This is a genomic window from Clostridium septicum (assembly GCF_003606265.1).
GTDB classification, from domain to species: Bacteria; Bacillota; Clostridia; order Clostridiales; family Clostridiaceae; genus Clostridium; species Clostridium septicum.
Genome location: NZ_CP023671.1, coordinates 2,470,481 through 2,490,222 on the forward strand (window position 1 = coordinate 2,470,481; position 19,742 = coordinate 2,490,222).

Annotated in this window: 19 protein-coding genes and 1 pseudogene; 17 read left to right on the forward strand and 3 right to left on the reverse strand. The window is 28.1% G+C overall.

Going from position 1 to position 19,742, the window contains the following annotated elements; genetic code table 11:
• Positions 1-4: 4 nt before the first annotated feature.
• From CP523_RS11345 to CP523_RS11360, 4 genes are read left to right on the forward strand one after another with little or no spacing between them, the layout of a single operon-like run.
• On the forward strand, positions 5-1,012 hold the full coding sequence (locus CP523_RS11345; protein WP_066673247.1) for a FecCD family ABC transporter permease: 1,008 nt from the start codon (positions 5-7) through the stop codon (positions 1,010-1,012).
• A complete protein-coding gene (locus CP523_RS11350) occupies positions 1,002-1,787 on the forward strand; it encodes an ABC transporter ATP-binding protein (protein ID WP_083089347.1) in 786 nt (261 codons plus the stop codon). The genes CP523_RS11345 and CP523_RS11350 overlap by 11 nt, the downstream gene beginning before the upstream one ends.
• 10 nt (positions 1,788-1,797) lie before the next feature.
• Entirely contained in the window at positions 1,798-3,108 is a 1,311-nt protein-coding gene (locus CP523_RS11355) for a nitrogenase component 1 (RefSeq protein WP_066673249.1), read from the forward strand.
• Positions 3,095-4,321: a nitrogenase component 1 gene (locus CP523_RS11360; protein ID WP_066673250.1), complete on the forward strand. Its 1,227-nt coding sequence runs from the start codon at positions 3,095-3,097 to the stop codon at positions 4,319-4,321. The genes CP523_RS11355 and CP523_RS11360 overlap by 14 nt, the downstream gene beginning before the upstream one ends.
• 55 nt (positions 4,322-4,376) lie before the next feature.
• On the opposite strand, the pseudogene CP523_RS16625 reads toward CP523_RS11360, so the two are convergent.
• The 3 genes and pseudogenes from CP523_RS16625 to CP523_RS11370 form a co-directional block, all read right to left on the reverse strand.
• Positions 4,377-4,778, reverse strand: a pseudogene (locus tag CP523_RS16625) (IS3 family transposase); the annotation flags it as partial.
• An 8-nt stretch (positions 4,779-4,786) separates the two neighbouring features.
• Entirely contained in the window at positions 4,787-5,053 is a 267-nt protein-coding gene (locus CP523_RS16630; RefSeq protein ID WP_066673251.1) for a hypothetical protein, read from the reverse strand.
• A gap of 198 nt (positions 5,054-5,251) precedes the next feature.
• Positions 5,252-5,515 (reverse strand): hypothetical protein, encoded by a 264-nt coding sequence (locus CP523_RS11370; RefSeq protein WP_066673253.1) that lies wholly within the window; start codon positions 5,513-5,515, stop codon positions 5,252-5,254.
• 526 nt (positions 5,516-6,041) lie between these two features.
• Here CP523_RS11370 and CP523_RS11375 point away from each other — a divergent pair.
• The 13 genes from CP523_RS11375 to CP523_RS11435 all read left to right on the forward strand — a co-directional run bounded on the left by CP523_RS11375 (position 6,042) and on the right by CP523_RS11435 (position 19,676).
• Positions 6,042-6,584 carry an NADH peroxidase gene (locus CP523_RS11375; protein ID WP_066673255.1) on the forward strand — a complete coding sequence of 181 codons (543 nt, stop codon included), beginning with the start codon at positions 6,042-6,044 and terminating at the stop codon, positions 6,582-6,584.
• Between the two features lie 496 nt (positions 6,585-7,080).
• Complete coding sequence (locus CP523_RS11380) at positions 7,081-7,623, forward strand: NADH peroxidase (protein WP_066673257.1); 543 nt, start codon at positions 7,081-7,083, stop codon at positions 7,621-7,623.
• A gap of 763 nt (positions 7,624-8,386) precedes the next feature.
• Positions 8,387-9,829: a cardiolipin synthase gene (gene cls, locus CP523_RS11385; RefSeq protein WP_120140865.1), complete on the forward strand. Its 1,443-nt coding sequence runs from the start codon at positions 8,387-8,389 to the stop codon at positions 9,827-9,829.
• A 412-nt stretch (positions 9,830-10,241) separates the two neighbouring features.
• On the forward strand, positions 10,242-11,255 hold the full coding sequence (gene aroF, locus CP523_RS11390) for a 3-deoxy-7-phosphoheptulonate synthase (protein WP_066673261.1): 1,014 nt from the start codon (positions 10,242-10,244) through the stop codon (positions 11,253-11,255).
• A 15-nt stretch (positions 11,256-11,270) separates the two neighbouring features.
• Positions 11,271-12,329, forward strand: coding sequence for a 3-dehydroquinate synthase (aroB, locus tag CP523_RS11395; RefSeq protein ID WP_120140866.1), 1,059 nt, complete (start codon positions 11,271-11,273; stop codon positions 12,327-12,329).
• An 18-nt stretch (positions 12,330-12,347) separates the two neighbouring features.
• On the forward strand, positions 12,348-13,643 hold the full coding sequence (gene aroA / locus CP523_RS11400; RefSeq protein ID WP_066673265.1) for a 3-phosphoshikimate 1-carboxyvinyltransferase: 1,296 nt from the start codon (positions 12,348-12,350) through the stop codon (positions 13,641-13,643).
• Positions 13,621-14,703 (forward strand): chorismate synthase, encoded by a 1,083-nt coding sequence (gene aroC, locus CP523_RS11405; protein WP_066673269.1) that lies wholly within the window; start codon positions 13,621-13,623, stop codon positions 14,701-14,703. The genes aroA and aroC overlap by 23 nt, the downstream gene beginning before the upstream one ends.
• A 2-nt stretch (positions 14,704-14,705) precedes the next feature.
• A complete protein-coding gene (gene pheA, locus CP523_RS11410; RefSeq protein WP_066673270.1) occupies positions 14,706-15,833 on the forward strand; it encodes a prephenate dehydratase in 1,128 nt (375 codons plus the stop codon).
• Between the two features lie 143 nt (positions 15,834-15,976).
• On the forward strand, positions 15,977-16,780 hold the full coding sequence (gene aroE / locus CP523_RS11415; RefSeq protein ID WP_066673271.1) for a shikimate dehydrogenase: 804 nt from the start codon (positions 15,977-15,979) through the stop codon (positions 16,778-16,780).
• A gap of 18 nt (positions 16,781-16,798) precedes the next feature.
• Positions 16,799-17,299: a shikimate kinase gene (locus CP523_RS11420; protein ID WP_066673272.1), complete on the forward strand. Its 501-nt coding sequence runs from the start codon at positions 16,799-16,801 to the stop codon at positions 17,297-17,299.
• A gap of 18 nt (positions 17,300-17,317) precedes the next feature.
• Entirely contained in the window at positions 17,318-17,746 is a 429-nt protein-coding gene (aroQ, locus tag CP523_RS11425; protein ID WP_066673275.1) for a type II 3-dehydroquinate dehydratase, read from the forward strand.
• A gap of 15 nt (positions 17,747-17,761) precedes the next feature.
• Positions 17,762-18,775, forward strand: coding sequence for a 3-deoxy-7-phosphoheptulonate synthase (gene aroF, locus CP523_RS11430; protein WP_066673277.1), 1,014 nt, complete (start codon positions 17,762-17,764; stop codon positions 18,773-18,775).
• Positions 18,776-18,842: 67 nt separating this feature from the next.
• On the forward strand, positions 18,843-19,676 hold the full coding sequence (locus CP523_RS11435; protein ID WP_066673279.1) for a prephenate dehydrogenase: 834 nt from the start codon (positions 18,843-18,845) through the stop codon (positions 19,674-19,676).
• Positions 19,677-19,742: the final 66 nt, after the last annotated feature.

Below are 19,742 nucleotides of genomic sequence, written 5' to 3' on the forward strand. Positions count from 1 at the left end.
AGAGATGAAAAAAAAATCAAAATCTATAATAAAAGTTACTTCAGTTATATTACTTCTTAGTTGTATTTTGTGTGTACTAGCTCTTATTTCTATGTCTATAGGAAGTGCAAGATATTCTTTAAGTGAGTTAATAAATAATTTATTAAGTGAAGAAAATAATCCAGTTAAAATTATAATATATAATCTAAGATTACCACGTATAATCTCGGCTATTTTAATAGGAGCAGCATTATCAGTGTCTGGAGCATTATTGCAAGCTGTTATGAGAAATCCTTTAGCAGATCCAGGAACAATAGGGGTATCAGCAGGTGCTGGTGCCGCTGCAACTACTATATTATTAATATTTCCACATATGACAACAGCGGTTCCAGTATTTGCCTTTGGAGGAGCTGCTCTTGCATGTGGATTAATATATTTATTAGCATGGAGAGGCGGAATAGACCCAGTAAGAATAATCCTTTCAGGTGTTGCTATAAACTCTGTATTAGGAGGATATAATGGATTTTTACAAATGATGTACTCTGATAATTTACAAGGAGTTTTGGGATTTTTAAATGGAAGTTTAGCAGGAAGCTCTTGGAATAATGTTAGAACCCTACTTATATATGTAACTATAGGATTATTGCTTGCTATAGTATGCATAAAAAGTGCAAATGCATTACAACTTGGTGATGAAATGGCAAAAAACCTAGGTATTAATGTAAATGTAAGTAGAATAGTTTTATCAGCTATTTCAGCATTTTTAGCAGCTTCTACAGTAAGTGCTGTTGGTATGATTGGGTTTGTTGGACTTGTTGTACCACATATAGCAAGAATTATAGTAGGTTCAGATTATAAAATCATGGTTCCGACTAGTATGCTTTTAGGAGCTGTAATATTATTATTAGCTGATACCGTAGGACGTTCAATAGTTCCAGGTATGGATATTCCAGTAGGAACTATAATGTCTATGATAGGAGGACCATTTTTCTTATATATGTTGAGAAAGAAGGGGAAAGTAAGTGGAAATTAATTGTAAGGATATAGAGGTAAAGTACGGAGATTACAAGGCTGTAAAAGGTGTAGATGCTGCATTATATAAAGGTGTAATTACAACTATAATAGGACCTAATGGTTCTGGAAAGTCTACATTTTTAAAAGCTATAACTAGATTATTAAGACGTAGTAATGGAAGCGTTCATATAAATGATAAAAGTATTGAAGAATTTAAAGGAAAAGATTTATCCAAGATGATAGCAGTACTTCCACAAAGGCATTGTGCACCACCAGACTTTAAAGTTGAAGAACTTGTGAGTTATGGTAGAATGCCACATAAAAAGTGGTATGATACGAAGACAGATTATAGTGATCAAATAGTTAATTGGGCTATGGAGTGTACTAATGTAAGTCACTTAAAAAAGAAATCAATAAATGAAATCTCAGGCGGAGAGGCACAAAGAGTATGGATAGCCACAGTATTAGCTCAAAATCCAGATATATTATTTTTAGATGAGCCTACAACATATTTAGATATTTCCCATCAGTTAGAAACTATGAATTTAGTTAAAAAGCTAAACATTGAGCATGGAATAGGAGTAGTTATGGTATTACATGATTTATCTCATGCTTTAGAGGTTAGTGATAGAATCATAGTTTTAAAAAATGGAGAGAAGTATGATGAAGGGGCACCTATAGATGTAATAACATCTAAAATGATGAAAGAAGTTTATAACGTAGATTGTGATATTATAAAAATAGAAGGAAGAAATAAACCAATTATTGCATATAAGGAAATTATAGCGGTTTAGAAGGAGATATATGATAAATTCAGTTGAAATTATTAATAAACTATCTAAATTAAGTGATATAGATAATATAAAAGATGTAAAATCATTAACAAGTGCATCATTTCCAGGACCACATTGTCCTTTATTCGGATCTGCATTATTACTTAAAGAGATAAAAGATGCTGTTTTTGTAGTAATAGGTACAGATGAATGCTCATATTATACTAAGCAAATGACTATGAGATCTGAAATGTATGGTGGAATAGATGGAAGATGTGTAAGTATTATTTTAAGTCAACATGATGTGACTTTTGGTTGTCAAAAAAAGATAGAAGTAGCATTTAAGGAATTAATTGAAGATTATAACCCTAAAGCAGTGTTTCTTATAACCACATGTGTAGTTGAATTAATTGGTGATGATGTTGAGTCTTTAGGAGATGTTTTAGGTGAAGAGTATGGAATTCCCGTTGTAACAGTACATACTGAACACTTTAAATCGGAAAACCACATAATAGGATTAGAAAGGACATTATCATCATGTATAGGTATAATGGAAAAACAAATTAGATCTGAAAAAGTATCGGTAAATATTATTGGTCAAAGAAGTGGAAAGTTCGAAGAAAGTGAATTAGGAAAAATATTAATAGAGTCCAATATAGATATTAATTTAATGTTACCAGGATGTAATGTAGAAGATATACGTAAAGCACCACAGGCACATATTAATATTGTAACAAATTCTATAGGATTACCATTAGCTAGAAAGATGAAGAGTAAATTTAAAATACCATATATATTATTTGAGAAATTTACTAATCCAGAATCTATATTAAGTACTTATAAAAATCTTTTTGATACATTAGAGTTAGAGCTACCAAATGAGATAACGGAGCTTTATAAAAAAGCTAATGATATTGTTGAATATGGAAAAGAAGTTTTAAATGGAGCCAAGTATATATATGGAAATACACCGTTACAATGCTTTGAAGTGAATGCATTTATGACAAAGTTAGGAATGATACCTCAACTTATACAAGTATCATATATGACCGAAGAGGATAATCAATATATAAATAGTATATTAAATACAACAAATCCATATGTATGTAAAAGTGCAAATATAGCACCATTACAAGGAATATATGATGTATTAAAGCCTGATTTATATTTAGGACATGAGTATGCAACAAGATTAGCTAAGAAGGGGATTGCTATTGTAAGAAGTGATATGGCATCAGCTATGGTTGGAATGGAAGTAGTACTATTTTTTGTAGATGAACTTATTAGAGCATATAAGGAAGCAAAAGAATATCAAGGAGGTATAGTAAATGAGTTTATGTAGATATTTACCTACTCCATCAGATAGAATGGGACTTTTATGGACACTTTTATCTATAGAAGATACTGTAGTTATAGAGTTTGGTCCGACAGGAACAACGCATTATAGTGCTAGTTTTTTTGGGAAAATTGGTGTAGAGCAAGAAAATAGATTATTTGCAACTCATATGAGTGAAGATGATGTAATAATGGGATGTACAGAAACATTAGAAGAAGCAATTATAGAGGTAGATAAATGGATAAGTCCTAAAGCTATTTTTGTTGTTGCCTCATCTGTAAGCGCAATAATTGGAACAGATTTAAAGGGGGTATGTAGAGCTATTCAACCTAAGGTATCTACCAAATTATACGCTTTAGAAAATGGGGGATTTAGAGGAGACTATTCAAATGGTATAAAAATAGCTTATGAAAGTCTTTTTCATAAAATGTTAGGAGAAAAAACAGAAAAAATTAAAGGCACATACAATATATTAGGTGCATCTATGTACACTTATCGTATGCGTTCTGATATTAATGAAATAAAAGATTTAATGAAAGAAAGCTTTGATTATGATGTAATAGCAACATTATCTGTAGATACAAGTGAAAATATTATAAAAAATAGCGTAAAAGCTGAATTAAATATTGTTACATCTTTTGAAGCATTACCACTTGCGAAACATATGGAAGAAAATTATGATATACCATATATTTATGGAGCACCATACGGATATTCAGGAACATCAGAATGGTTAAATGAAATATCAGAAATTATTAGTACACCTATTAATATAGAAATGAAACAAAAGGTAATGAAACGTATAATGAGTATTAAACATTATCCTATGTATAAAAGAATGCTTAAAATTTTCAAGCCAACAATGAGTATATATAGTGAATACGATAGAATGTTAGGATTTAAGAAAATAGCAAAAGAAATTGGATTCAATATAGATAGTTATGTTTGTAATCATAGTATAAAGGGGATTAATGATGATAATGTTACTACCTTAAATTCTGAAAAAGAAAGAATAGATTTATTTAGTAAAAAGAATCATCAATTAATTATATCTGATGATATAACTTTAAGAATGACTGATTCTACAAATAAGAAGTTTAGAGCTAGTATGCCAATAGTAGTTGGAAGTCAAATAGCTAATCATATGCCATTAATAGGACTGAAAGGAATGGATTATTTTTTAGAGTTTGTTGATGACTATATACAAAATTTAAATTAATAAAAAACTATGCAATGGATAAAATATTCCCGTTGTTAAGGATAGTTAAAAAAGTCTAAGCAACATTAAGAAGATGATTTCTGTAGTCATAGGAGTCATCTTTTTTTATTCCATTGAGCCCTATAATTATTATGCTAGGCAATATAATCATCTATTTCTCTAACTAAATCCTCAAAAGTTTCACATTCTTTAACGTTTGCTTAATCTTTCAAATGTCCAAAAAAGGATTACTGGTGGCGTTGTCCCAACAGTTACCTCGTCTAGACATCGATTTTAAGTTTCATTTGAAAAATTGGACTTGTATAGTAAGAACCTTAATCTGAATGAATAAATTCATCTTTGTAGATGCATTTAGAATCGTCGACAAATAAGCCTTTTCACCATCTTTATAAAATAGATAAGTTATATATGTTAATAACACTTTTGCAGGGATATCTTGATTAAAGTTTCTATGTAACTAGGTCTTCAACTGTTAAATTTTCTAGTATTCTGTAATTGTGATACTCCATTTCTACAGAATGCGGAGAGTAATATTTTACCAGTTGATTTAACAGGCTTCATATCTAAAATTTCTATATTAAAATCATGTTCCTCAAATATTTTTCTTGGAAGCTTACCATTATTATTTGCGGCTATAAAACTTCTTTTAAATTTATCAGTATATGTAGATCCCTTACTACTAACTTTTTTAGATAGGTTTGCTAGTTCTTCTGTAAATATCTTATTGCTCATTTTATCTTATTCTAGTTCTATTTATTTAATTATACATAAAAGTACCTTACAGAATAGACTTTTTATCTTGTCTATCCTATAGGGTACATTTTAAGATTTGAATAGTTTTTTTAGTGTGACAAGCATAATAAACAACTTGACAGTGAAAATTTGTTTTGGGATTGCTATTGAGAACCACTAGCTAAAAGAAATTCTCTTTTATAACTGTATTAGATAGATAAATATTGCTGAAGTTCCTAATAGAATAGCTAAATCGATAAGAGCTAACTTATTCTCGTTCTTTATGATTGCTATTACTAAAGTAATAATACCTACTATAATATTAATACAAGCTAAAATAGGATTGGTAAATAGACCCATAAGAAATATAGATTCTAATATATATAGTCCTGTAATAATAAATAGAATTGTGTGCATTATTTTAATTAGCTTATTTTTGTTCTTAAAAATATTATTAAACATAGCATTTTACCTCCTAATCATATACTATTTAAAATAGTGTACTTTTTTAAAAAATTATACTATTTGAATAAAAAATTTTCAATATTTTCTATTAAGAGCAGAAATATATTGTATTTTGTAAATACAATACTTCTTAACTAGTTTTCAATATATTAACTAAAGTAAAAGTTGTCAGATAATATGGATTTTTTATTTGTATTTAGAATATTAGTGGTTAGATGTGAAGTTCAAAAATTTGTAAAAAGATATCTGCTTAAGAAATGTCTTTTTTATATATCAAATTTAAAAATATTGAAAAAATAAAAATAATTATGTAACAAATTGAATTAATTTGGTATAATTAACCTAAAGAAATAATTATTAAAAAAGAAAAATTTTAAAAATATATTTACAACTAATAATAATTATTATATAATAATAAATGTAAGATACCTCAAAGGAAAATGGGAACTTACAAAAACAATAATAAATGTATTTAAAGAATTTTAAATAAAATGTGGATGTAAATAAAGGGAGGATTTTAATTATGAAAAAATTTGTTTGTACAGTATGTGGATATGTTCATGAAGGAGATGCAGCACCAGAAAAGTGCCCATTATGTCAAGTAGGAGCAGATAAATTCGTTGAACAAAGTGGAGATTTAGCTTGGGCAGATGAACACAGAGTAGGAGTTGCTAAAGATGTAGATCCAAGAATCATGGAAGGATTACAAGCTAACTTTATGGGAGAATGTACAGAAGTTGGAATGTATTTAGCAATGTCAAGACAAGCTGATAGAGAAGGATATCCAGAAGTAGCAGAAGCATATAAGAGAATTGCATGGGAAGAAGCAGAACATGCAGCAAAATTTGCTGAGTTAATAGGGGAAGTAGTAGCAGCAGATACAAAAGCTAACTTACAAGCTAGAGTAAATGCAGAACATGGAGCATGTCAAGGAAAGAAAGAATTAGCAACATTAGCTAAACAATTAAACTTAGATGCAATTCATGATACAGTTCATGAAATGTGTAAAGACGAAGCAAGACATGGAATGGCTTTCTCAGGATTATTAAATAGATATTTCAAATAAGATAAGTTTAAAAGCTCGCCTTTATAAGCGAGCTTTTTTATTTTTTAATGAATTTATATTAATGTTTAGACACTTTATAACTTAATCATAATATAAAATTAAGTAAATTTACATAAACAATAAAGGTATATAATTTAGTTTTTATTAAATAAACTTTAGAGATAGTATATATAAATTAAATTTAGAATAAAATTTTAATAAGTATAGGTAGATATAATTACTTTAGAATATAAATTAGAATTTTATAAAATAATTAATAAACATACAGAATATTAAGTTAAGATGATAAAATTTAATGTTGAGAAAACCTTTATCTTAAATGATATTAAAAATAAAAGAAAAAATTTAAAAAAGGTATTTACAACTAATAATAATTATTATATAATAATAAATGTAAGATACCTCAAAGGAAAATGGGAACTTACAAAAACAATAATAAATGTATTTAAAGAATTTTAAATAAAATGTGGATGTAAATAAAGGGAGGATTTTAATTATGAAAAAATTTGTTTGTACAGTATGTGGATATGTTCATGAAGGAGATGCAGCACCAGAAAAGTGCCCATTATGCCAAGTAGGAGCAGATAAATTCGTTGAACAAAGTGGAGATTTAGCTTGGGCAGATGAACACAGAGTAGGAGTTGCTAAAGATGTAGATCCAAGAATCATGGAAGGATTACAAGCTAACTTTATGGGAGAATGTACAGAAGTTGGAATGTATTTAGCGATGTCAAGACAAGCTGATAGAGAAGGATATCCAGAAGTAGCAGAAGCATATAAGAGAATTGCATGGGAAGAAGCAGAACATGCAGCAAAATTTGCTGAGTTAATAGGGGAAGTAGTAGCAGCAGATACAAAAGCTAACTTACAAGCTAGAGTAAATGCAGAACATGGAGCATGTCAAGGAAAGAAAGAATTAGCAACATTAGCTAAACAATTAAACTTAGATGCAATTCATGATACAGTTCATGAAATGTGCAAAGACGAAGCAAGACATGGAATGGCTTTTGCTGGATTATTAAATAGATATTTTAAATAAGATAAGTTTAAAAGCTCGCCTTTATAAGCGAGCTTTTTTGTGTGTGGAAAAGTATAAAATTTTGTAATTGTCTCGACTTTAATAGGTTCTATTGCTATATTAAGTATTAATTCAGAAAAAGATTCTACTACTAATATAGATGAATTTTATCTAATAAATATGTAGTAGTTGGGAATACTCAAGGAAGATTTTATTATGATGAAAATAGTAATGAGATTTTTAGATATAAACTGTCTGAATGTTTAAATGAAATAAATTTATCGGAATCAGAAGGTACTAAAGAGTTAAAAATGGATTTTGATAAATTTAAGGAACTATTAATGATTATGTAGAGAAATGGAAGCAAAGAGTTATATGGTAAAAATCATTATAGACTTGAAAAGTTTAGGTAACTTTAAGTAATAGTATAAAATACTAATGGTTTATGAAAAGAGCAACAAGATTGATGCTCTTTTATTATCTTATACATAGTAATAAAAGTAATTATTAATTTTTATTATAAAAATAAGTCTTTTATTATGTTACATTTATAAAGTTAATTATTAATAAAAGACGTTAATAAATAAAGATTTACTAATCTAAATTACTGAAAGTGATTAGCTGAGTTATTTTTTATATATTATATAATTAAATCTTAAATAACTAAATATTATTAAGAATATGAAATTTGAATTAGTGAAAAAGCCTGTATATAATATAATAAGTAATGTAATATATAAATATAAACTAGAATTAAATTAAAGTTAGAAAGGTGAATATATGCATGAGTATAACTATAGTAGGTATAACCATACTATTAACGATAATTTATATTATAAATATAATTTGTTCTGTATCTCTTATATTTATTGAAAGAAAGGAACCAACCACTACTTGGGCATGGCTTTTAATACTAGCTGTTTTGCCAGGGGTTGGATTTATAGCTTATTTAACATTTGGGCAAAATTTAAGTAGGCAAAAAATATTTAGAGAAAAGAAAGTTATAGATGAAAGAAAGGCAAAGGAACTTAGAGACAAATTTAAGGAGTATAATAAGGCACATAAGATTAGGGAAGAATATGTTGATCTGATAAAAATGAATTATAATCATTCAGGTTCTCTTTATACAACAGGAAATAAAGTTAAAACATACATAAATGGGGAAGATAAATTTAGAGATCTTTTACAAGATATTAAAAGGGCTAAGAAGTTTATACATATAGAATATTATATTTTTAGAATGGATGGCTTAGGGAAAACTATATTGAATGAGCTTAAGAAGAAAATTGATGAAGGTGTAGAGGTTAGATTATTAGTTGATGGAATGGGATCTAAAAATATAAGAACTAAACATATAAAGTATATAAAAAATTTAGGGATAAAATTTGCTATATTCTTTCCAGGTATCCTTCCATATTTAAATATACGTATAAATTATAGAAATCATAGAAAAATTGTTGTTATAGATGGAGAAGTAGGTTACGTAGGTGGGTTTAATGTTGGAGATGAATATATAAATAAAGGTACTCAATTTGAATTTTGGAGAGATACTCACATAAGGGTTCAAGGTGAGGCTGTAAATGAGCTAAACAAGAGATTCATATTAGACTGGGATTATGCAGATGAAGAAGAGTTTAAGGATTATGAAAAATATTTTCCTAAGCAGGAATCTTATGGAGATGTTGGAATTCAAATAGTATCATCAGGACCTGATCATAGAGAGGAATATATAAAGAATGCATATATGAAAATTATTAATAATGCAAAGGAAAGAGTATATATACAGACTCCTTATTTAGTTCCTGATGAGCCAATGATGGAAGCTTTAAAAATAGCAGCTTTATCTGGGGTGGATGTAAGAATAATAGTTCCAGGAGAGCCAGATCACTTTTTTATGGAGTGGATGTTAAGCTCAAATATAGGAGATTTATTAGAAGTTGGAGTTAAGATATATAGATATCAAAGAGGATTTATACATTCAAAAACTATTGTAGCTGATGGAAAAGTTTCTAGTATTGGAACAGCTAATTTAGATATAAGAAGTTTTAAATTAAATTTTGAAATAAATACAGTCATATATGATGAAGAATTCTCTAAAAAGCAAGAGCAAATATTTTTTAAGGATGAGCAGGATTGTAAGCTTGTAACAAGAGAAGAGTATGAAAGTAGAAGCAGAGGATTAAAAATAAAAGAAGCAATAATAAGATTAATAGCTCCTATTTTATAATTTAAAAGCCTTAATTTTATATTTCTATATAAAATTAAGGCTTCAATTTAAAACAATCAAATAATTCTAAAAATTAATTCTATTAAAGGTTTGATGTTGACAACTATTAAAACTTTGGTATAATTAGGGAAAGAATCGGGGAATCATTACTAAATGGAGGATTTTATGAAAGTAATAAGAAAAGAATTAGCAAAACTTTATAGATTTTTTTACTCTATATTCTGGGGCTTTTATTTTAGCGCTAGCTATTTGTTTTGCAAAAATAAATATAAATCTTTTCTAATGAGTATTGATATATAAAATCTAGAATTTATAAGGACTAGTAAGAATTAGTATATTTATAGAGAGCTCATTATGGGCTCTCTTTTTTTGTAATAAATATATATTATATTAATAAAAGGGGCTAAAATTTATGATAATTATTTTAAAACCAAAAACCAAAGAAGAAGAGATAAATAGGTTAACAGAAGAGTTAGAAAACAAAGGGGTTAAAGTTAATCAAGTCATTGGGACAGAACTTATTATTTTAGGATTAGTTGGAGATACAAGTAAAATAGATCCATTGCAAATTGAAGCTAATTATAATGTTGAAAAGGTAATGCATGTTCAAGAACCTTTTAAAAAGTCCAATAGAGTATTTCATCCGGAAAATACTGTAGTAGATATTAATGGAGAAAAGATAGGTGGAAAGAAAATTGCTATGATAGCAGGACCTTGTTCTGTTGAAAGTGAAGAACAAATAACCTTTATAGCAGATAAAGTTAAAAAATTAGGGGCAAATTTTTTAAGAGGTGGTGCATTTAAACCAAGAACTTCACCATATAGTTTTCAAGGATTAAAATATGATGGATTAGAGTTATTAAAAATTGCTAGATCTAAAACAGGTTTACCAATTGTTACAGAAATTATGTCTCCTTATGATATAGAGGTATTTGAGGAAAATGTTGATGTTATTCAAGTTGGTGCAAGAAATATGCAAAATTTTGATTTGTTAAATGAACTTGGAAAAATAAATAAACCTATTTTATTAAAAAGAGGATTATCTGCTACAATAGAAGAGTTGTTAATGAGTGCAGAGTATATAATGGCTGGAGGAAATGAAAGTGTGATTTTATGTGAAAGAGGAATAAGAACTTTTGAAACTTATACACGAAATACATTGGATTTAAGTGCCATACCAGCAATTAAAAAAATGAGTCATTTGCCAGTAGTTGTTGATCCAAGTCATGCAACTGGAAAAAGATTTATGATAGATCCATTAGCAAAAGCAGCAGTAGCTGTAGGAGCAGATGGGTTAATTATAGAAGTGCATAATAATCCTAAAAAAGCATTATGTGATGGGCCACAGTCCATAAAGCCAAATCAATATGGTAGTTTAATAAATGATTTAAAAGTTATAGCAAAGGCTGTAGGACGTGAAATTTAAAAATGAGGTGTTAGTTTGAATTTAACTGTTGATTTAAAAGATAGAAGCTATGAAATAGTTATAGAAAAAGGGTTGATAGATTATATAGGATTAGAAATAAAGAGAGTATTTAAGGGAAAAAAAGTTGTAATATTAACAGATAAAAATGTTGATAAATTTTATGGAGAAAAAGTTAAATCATCTTTAATAAAAGAAAGCTATGAAGTTAAAAAAGTTGTATTAGAAGCTGGGGAAGGAACTAAATCCTTCCTTACACTTCCAAAGGTTTATAATGAACTTTTAGATTTTAAGGTTACTAGAAGTGATTTGTTATTAACTCTAGGTGGAGGTGTTATAGGTGATCTAGGAGGATTTATTGCTTCTACATATCTGAGAGGAATAGATTTTATACAATGTCCAACATCTTTATTAGCTCAAGTTGATAGCAGTGTAGGAGGAAAGGTTGGAGTTGATTTAGATAGAGGGAAAAATTTGGTAGGTAGTTTTTATCATCCTAAAAAGGTTATTATAGACCCTAATGTTTTAAACACTTTAGAAGAGCGATTTTTTAAAGATGGTATGGGAGAAGTAATAAAATATGGGTGTATAAAAGATAAAGGATTTTTCGAAAAATTAGGTTCATATAAAGATAAAAAAGAAGTTATTAACAATATTGAATATATAATTCACAATTGTTGCACAATTAAGAAAGAAGTTGTGGAGAAAGATGAAAGAGATAAAGGCGAAAGGATGCTATTAAACTTTGGTCACACTCTTGGTCATGCAATTGAGCAATATTATAAGTATCAAAAATATACTCATGGAGAAGGTGTTGCAATTGGAATGTATGAAATTATTAAGTTAAGTGAAGAAAAAGGAATTTCTAAAAGGGGAATGAGTGAAGAAATAAAAAATATTTTAATAAAATATGATCTTCCTTATGAATTAGATATAAATATAAATGATATATTAGAAGCAATTTCATTAGATAAAAAAAATCTAGGAAAAACTTTAAACTTAATTTTATTAAAAGACATAGGTGAGGCATTTATTTATAAGACAGATACTAAGTTTTTTTCTAATATTAGTAAGTAAAAAGATAGGGGTGTTATTTTGGGAAACTTAAGAATAGGAAATTCTAAATTAAAAGGTGAAGTAAAAATTCCACCATCTAAAAGTATGGCACATAGGGCTATAATTTGTGCATCATTAGGAAGTGGAGTTAGTAGGATTAATAATATAGATTACTCTGATGATATGATAGCAACTATTGAAGGAATGAAGGTTCTAGGGGCTAAAATAAATAAATATGATGATTATTTAGAGGTTATAGGAATTTATTCAAAGGGAAGTAATATGAATTCTTTTAGGACTATAGACTGTAATGAATCTGGATCTACTTTAAGGTTTCTAGTTCCAATTTCTTTATTGTTTCATGGAATGAGTAAGTTTATTGGAAAAGGAAACTTAGGAAAGAGGCCATTAACAACTTATTTTGAAATATTTAAAGAGCAGGGAATTAAGTATTTTGGAAGAGATGGGGAGTTAGACCTTTTAATAGAAGGAAAGCTAAAACCAGGTGAATTTAAAATTTTAGGAAATGTAAGTTCTCAATTTATAACAGGATTATTATTAACTTTACCATTATTAAATGGAGATTCTAAAATAATAATAACAACTGAAATGCAGTCAAAGGGATATGTAGACTTAACAATTTCATGTATGAAGGATTTTGGAGTAGAAATTATAAATAAGGATTATAAAGAGTTTATAATAAAGGGAAATCAAAATTATAACTCAAGGGATTATAGAGTTGAAGGTGATTATTCACAAGCTGCATTTTACCTTTCAGCAAATGCATTAGGTAGTAAAGTATTAGTTAATGATATAGATTTAAAATCTCTTCAAGGGGATAAGGAAATAGTTGATATTTTAGAAAGAATGGGTGTAACCTTTAAAAGTGAAAATAATACTTTAACTGGAATAGTTAAAGATAAATTAAAATCAACAATTATAGATGGATCTCAATGTCCAGATATTATTCCTATTTTAGCAGCAGTAGCATCTTTAAGTAGTGGTACTACAGAAATAATTAATGCTGAAAGACTTAGAATTAAAGAATGTGATAGATTAAAGGCTGTAACATCAGAACTTTCTAAACTAGGGGCGAATATAAAAGAAAGGGAAGATGGATTAATTATAGAAGGAAAAGAAGAACTTCAAGGTGGAGCAGAAGTTTGGAGTTTTAGAGATCATAGAATTGCAATGACTTTAGCTATAGCAGCTACTAGATGTAAGGAGGCTATAATAATTAAGGATTTTGAGTGTGTGGCAAAATCATATCCTAAATTTTTTGATGACTTTAAAATGTTAGGAGGGGATGTACATGAGTGGAATATGGGGAAATAATTTAAAAGTATCTATATTTGGAGAATCCCATGGCATTGGTATAGGAATAACTATAGATGGACTTCCTTCAGGATTTGAAATAGATATGGAAAAAGTTATGATGGAGATGTCTAGAAGAGCTCCAGGGAAAAGTTCTATATCAACAGCTAGAAAGGAAGGAGACATACCAGAAATATTAAGTGGATATTTTGAAGGTAAAACTACAGGAACACCTCTTTGTGCCATGATAAGAAATGGGGATACTAGATCTAAAGATTATGGCAAGTTAAAAGACTTAATGAGACCTGGTCATGCAGATTATACTGGGAATATTAAATATAAAGGTTTTAATGATTATAGAGGTGGAGGTCATTTTTCAGGGAGAATAACTGCACCGTTAGTATTTGCAGGGGCTATTTGCAAGCAGATATTAGAAGAAAAGGGTATTTTTATAGGAGCACATATAAATTCTATATCTAATATTAAAGATAAAAGTTTTTTTGATATTTCAGATATAAATAAAGAAAATTTATTAGAGCTTAGACAATGTGAATTGCCTCTTATAAATAATAAAATAGAAGAGAATATTAGAAGGGTTATCTTAGAAACGAAATCTAAAGGCGATTCTTTAGGAGGAACTATAGAATGTGTGATATTAGGTGTAGAAGCGGGGATTGGAGATCCATTTTTTGATTCTGTAGAATCAACTCTTGCTCATTTGATGTTTTCAGTTCCAGCTGTAAAGGGAATAGAGTTTGGAAAAGGTTTTGAAATGACTACTATGAATGGGTCAGAATGTAATGATGAGTATTGTTATGAAGAAGGTAAGATTAAGACTAAAACTAATAATAATGGTGGAATATTAGGAGGTATAACAAATGGAATGCCAATAATATTTAAAGTTGCAATAAAGCCAACTCCATCTATTATAAAAGAACAACAAACAATAGATATTAAAAATAAAGAAAATACTACTTTAAAAATAGAAGGAAGGCATGATCCTTGTATAGTACAAAGAGCTCTTCCAGTTATAGAAGCAGTAACAGCTATAGGTTTAGTTGATTTAATAAAGGGGAGATAATAATGAATGAATTAGAGGCTTGCCGAAAAGAAATTGATGAAATAGATAAAGAGTTAGTAGAGTTATTTGAAAGAAGAATGAATGTTGCAGTTAGAGTTGCGGAATATAAAAAGAAAAATAATCTTCCTATATTTAATGAAGCTAGGGAAAAACAAGTTATAGAAAAAAATATAGAAAACCTAAAAAATAAAGAATATGCTAATTTAACAAGGATATTCTTTAATAACTTGATGGAATTAAGTAGAAGTCTTCAAGATAAGCTTATTTTAAAAAAAAGTGAAGTAATTAAAAGTAAATTTAATGTAGAAAACTATAAGCTTGGATTTCAAGGGGTAAGAGGTTCATTTAGTGAAGAGGCTTTAATAAAGTATTTTGGAGCATGTAATAATTCTAGAGGTTATGAAGAGTTTAAAGAAGTATTTGAAGCGTTAAAAAATCAAGAGATAGATTATGGAATACTTCCCATAGAAAATTCTTGTACTGGAGCTATAACAAGAGTTTACGATTTATTAGCAGAGTATGGGTTTTATATAGTAGGAGAAGAATGCATAAAGATAGATCAACATTTAATGGGAATTAAGGGTTCAAATATAGAGAATATAGAGGAAGTCTATTCACATCCACAAGGTTTTGAACAAAGCAGGGAGTTTTTAAGTCATAATCATGATTTAAAGCTTATTCCATATCATAACACAGCTATAAGTGCTAAATTAATATCAGATTTAAAAGATAAATCAAAAGCAGCAATAGCTAGTAAAAGAGCTGCTGAAATTTATAATTTAGAAATATTAAAAGAAAAAATAAATGACAAAAAAAATAATCATACAAAGTTTATTATAGTAGGAAGAAGTTTAGAAGTTAGTGAAGAGTGTAATAAGGTAACAGTAGTATTTTCATTAGAAGACAAAGTAGGAACCTTATATGAACTTTTAAGATATTTTGCAGAGAATAATATAAATATGATTAAAATAGAATCAAGACCTAATAAGCATGAATCATGGAAGTATTTATTGTATGTAGATTTTCAGGGGAATATAAAAGATAAAGAAGTTAAAAAATCATTAGATTTAATAGAGAAAAATAGTGGTTATTTTAAACTTTTAGGAAGTTATAAAAAATCAAAGTGTTAAATTCATATTTTATAGGAAAACTAAAGGTAGTAACTTTAGGAGGAGATTTATATGAATTATTTATACTCTATAATAACAAGTTTAATGATAATTACTATGCCAATAAATCTAAATGATACAAAAAGTCCTAAGGAGATGTTAACATGGAGTTTTACGGGTTATTAGGAGAGAAGCTTTCTCATAGTTTATCTCCTAAAATACACAAATTAATATTAGATGAACTAAATTTAGAAGGAGCATATAAGCTTTTTGAAGTAGAGAGAGAAGATTTAAAGGATTTTTCTAAAGGGTTAAAGATCTTAAAAATAAAAGGGGTAAATGTTACAATACCATATAAACAAGATATTATGGAGTATTTAGATAGCATATCAAAAGAAGCTTTAAGAATAGGTGCCATTAATACTATAGAATTAAAAGAAAGTAAACTTTATGGTTATAATACTGATTATTATGGATTTGGATATATGTTAGATGCACATAATATTGAGATAAATGAAAAAGTAGCAGTTATTTTAGGAAATGGAGGAGCTACCAAGGCTGTTCTTCATTATTTATTAGATAATAAAATAAGTAAGGTTTATATAGTAAGTAGAAATCCGAAGATTAACAATGAGTTTAAAGAAGAGAGAGTTAAGTTAATAGGATATGAAGAGCTAGATGAGATAAATGGAGATATATTGATAAATTCTACTCCAGTTGGTATGTATCCTAAGGTAGAGGCTTCCCCTATAGATAGTGAGATAGTTGATAAATTTAGTATTTTAGTAGATTTAATATATAATCCTATGGAAACAAAATTTTTAAAATATGGTAGAAAATTAAATAAGAAAACAGTAGGTGGACTATATATGCTTGTTGGTCAAGCTGTTAAAGCTGAGGAAATATGGCATGGTATAAAAATAGAAAAAGAAGTAATAAATAAAATTTATAATAAGCTAAAATGTTAAATTAGAGGATGGTGGCTTATGGGTAAAAAATCTATAGTACTAATAGGTATGCCTGGATGTGGTAAAACAACTATAGGAAAAATATTAGCAAATGAAATTAATTATAACTTTTGCGATATGGACAATTACATAGAAGAAATATCAGGAAAAACAGTAAAGGAATTATTTGAAGTTAGTGAAGAACATTTTAGAGATTTAGAAACAAGAGCATGTAAAGAGCTTTGTAATAAAAAAGATTTATTAGTATCTTCTGGTGGTGGAGTAATAAAGAGAAAAAAGAATATAGATTTATTTAAAGATAATAGTATAATAATATTTATTGATAGACCTTTAGAAAAGATAATTAGTGATATAAATGCAAGTACAAGACCATTACTTAAAGATGGGAAAGATAAACTTTATAAATTATACCAAGAAAGATACAATCTTTATAATGAATATAGTGATATAAAAGTAGTTAATAATGGATTTATAGAAGATGTTATTTTAGATATAAAGGATAAATTAAAATATACTTAACCTAAAGAAGGTGATTTTATGAAAATTATGGTTATAAATGGACCAAATTTAAACATGGTTGGGGTAAGGGAAAAAAGTATATATGGAGTTAGAGATTTTAGTGATATATGCAAATATATTGAAGAAGAAGGAAATAAAAGAGGTGTAGAAATTACTTTTTTTCAGAGCAATATTGAAGGAGAGATTGTAAATAATATCCATAAAGCTTATTTTGAAAAATATGACGGGATAATAATAAATCCAGGAGCATATACACACTATAGTTATGCTATATTAGATGCAATAAAAGCAGTAGATATAAATACTATTGAGGTACATTTATCTAATATTCATGCAAGAGAGGAATTTAGGCATAAATCAGTAACAGCAAGTGCTTGTATTGGGCAAATATGTGGATTTAAAGAATATGGATATATAATGGCAATGGATGCATTAATAAATAAGTAATAAGGAGGGGCACAAATGATTATTGTAATGAATTCAAAATGTACGGAATCAGAATTACAAAAAGTTAAGATGGAAGTTGAAAGTACTGGTTTAGGAACATATTTGTCAAAGGGTGAGACTTTTTGCATAGTTGGAGTTATAGGAGAAGCTATGGAATTAGATTCAGACAAGTTATTAAGATTTCAAGGAGTAGAGAAAGTTTTAAAAGTTCAAGAACCATTTAAAAAAGCAAATAGACTATTTAAACCAGAAGATACTGTAATAGATGTAAATGGAAGCCTAATTGGAGGAGAGAATTTAGCTGTTATGGCAGGACCTTGTTCTGTTGAAAGTGAAGAACAAATTATAGAAATAGCTAAAAGTGTAAAGGAGTCAGGGGCAACATTTTTAAGAGGTGGTGCATTTAAGCCAAGGACATCACCATATAGCTTTCAAGGGTTAGAACTAGAAGGTCTTGAACTTTTGAAGAAGGCTAGGGCAGTAACAGGGTTACCAATAGTAACAGAAATAATGTCTACTGATTATATAGATAAATTTATTAGTGATGTTGATATTATTCAGGTTGGTGCAAGAAATATGCAAAACTTTGATTTATTAAAGCAATTAGGTAAAACTAATAAACCAATTTTATTAAAAAGAGGATTATCATCAACTATAGAAGAATGGTTAATGTCAGCTGAATATATAATGGCAGGTGGAAATGAAAATGTAATTTTATGTGAAAGAGGAATAAGAACTTTTGAAACTTACACAAGAAATACATTAGACTTAAGTGCAATTCCAATGGTTAAAAAGCTTTCGCATTTGCCAGTTATAGTAGATCCAAGTCATGCAGGTGGTTACTGGTATCTTGTAGAACCATTAGCAAAAGCTGCTATAAGTGCAGGAGCAGATGGACTTATGATAGAAGTTCATAATAATCCGCAGTGTGCATTAAGCGATGGGCAGCAATCAATTAAGCCAGAATCATTTAAAAAAATGATGGATAAAATAAAGCTTTTGGCAAAAATAGAAGGGAAAAATATTTAAATTAATTTTAGAAAACTCAGCATATGCTGAGTTTCTATAATATATATTAAAATATTGGGGTGAATTTATGAATATAGTAATAGTTGGTCTTGGTGTTATCGGAGGAAGCTATGCTATGGCACTTAAAAATGCAGGATATAAAAAAATTTTTGGTGTAGATAGCAATATGGAAACTTTAAAAAAGGCGAAAGAGTTAGAACTAATAAAAGAGGGCTATATATATGGAAGTTATATTATAAAGAAAGCGGATTTGATAATTCTTTCTATTTATCCCAAACTAGTGAAAACATTTATAGAGGAAAATAGAAATAACTTTAAAAAAGGGGCAGTAATTACAGATGCTACTGGGATTAAAGAATTATTTATTAAAGATGTATTAGATATATTACCTAAAGATGTAGATTTTATTTTTGGGCATCCTATGGCAGGGAGAGAGAAAAAAGGGATAGATTATGCATCAAGTGAGGTTTTTAATGGGGCAAACTATTTAATTACTGTAATAGAGAAAAATAAGGAAGAAAATATAGCGTTGGTGGAAAAAATTGCATATAATATTGGATTTAAAAGAGTAAAAAGAATAACTTCAAAGTATCATGATGAAATTATTAGTTTTACAAGTCAACTTCCACATGCAATTGCAGTAGCATTAATAAATTCTGATAAAGAATCAAGAGATACAGGAAGTTTTATAGGGGATAGTTATAGAGATTTAACACGAATAGCAAATATAAATGAAGATTTATGGAGTGAGCTTTTCCTGGGAAATAAATTGAACTTAATAAAGGTAATTGACGAATTTTCAAGTGAATTAGAAAAAATTAAAAAATGTTTAATAGAAGATGATAGTGAAATGTTAAAAAGCTTGTTTATAAAATCCACAAAAAGACGAGAAAGATTATAATTTAAATATTTATAGTAAACTTCTAGTAATTTGTATATTAAGTATATTTTATGACTAATTGTAAAT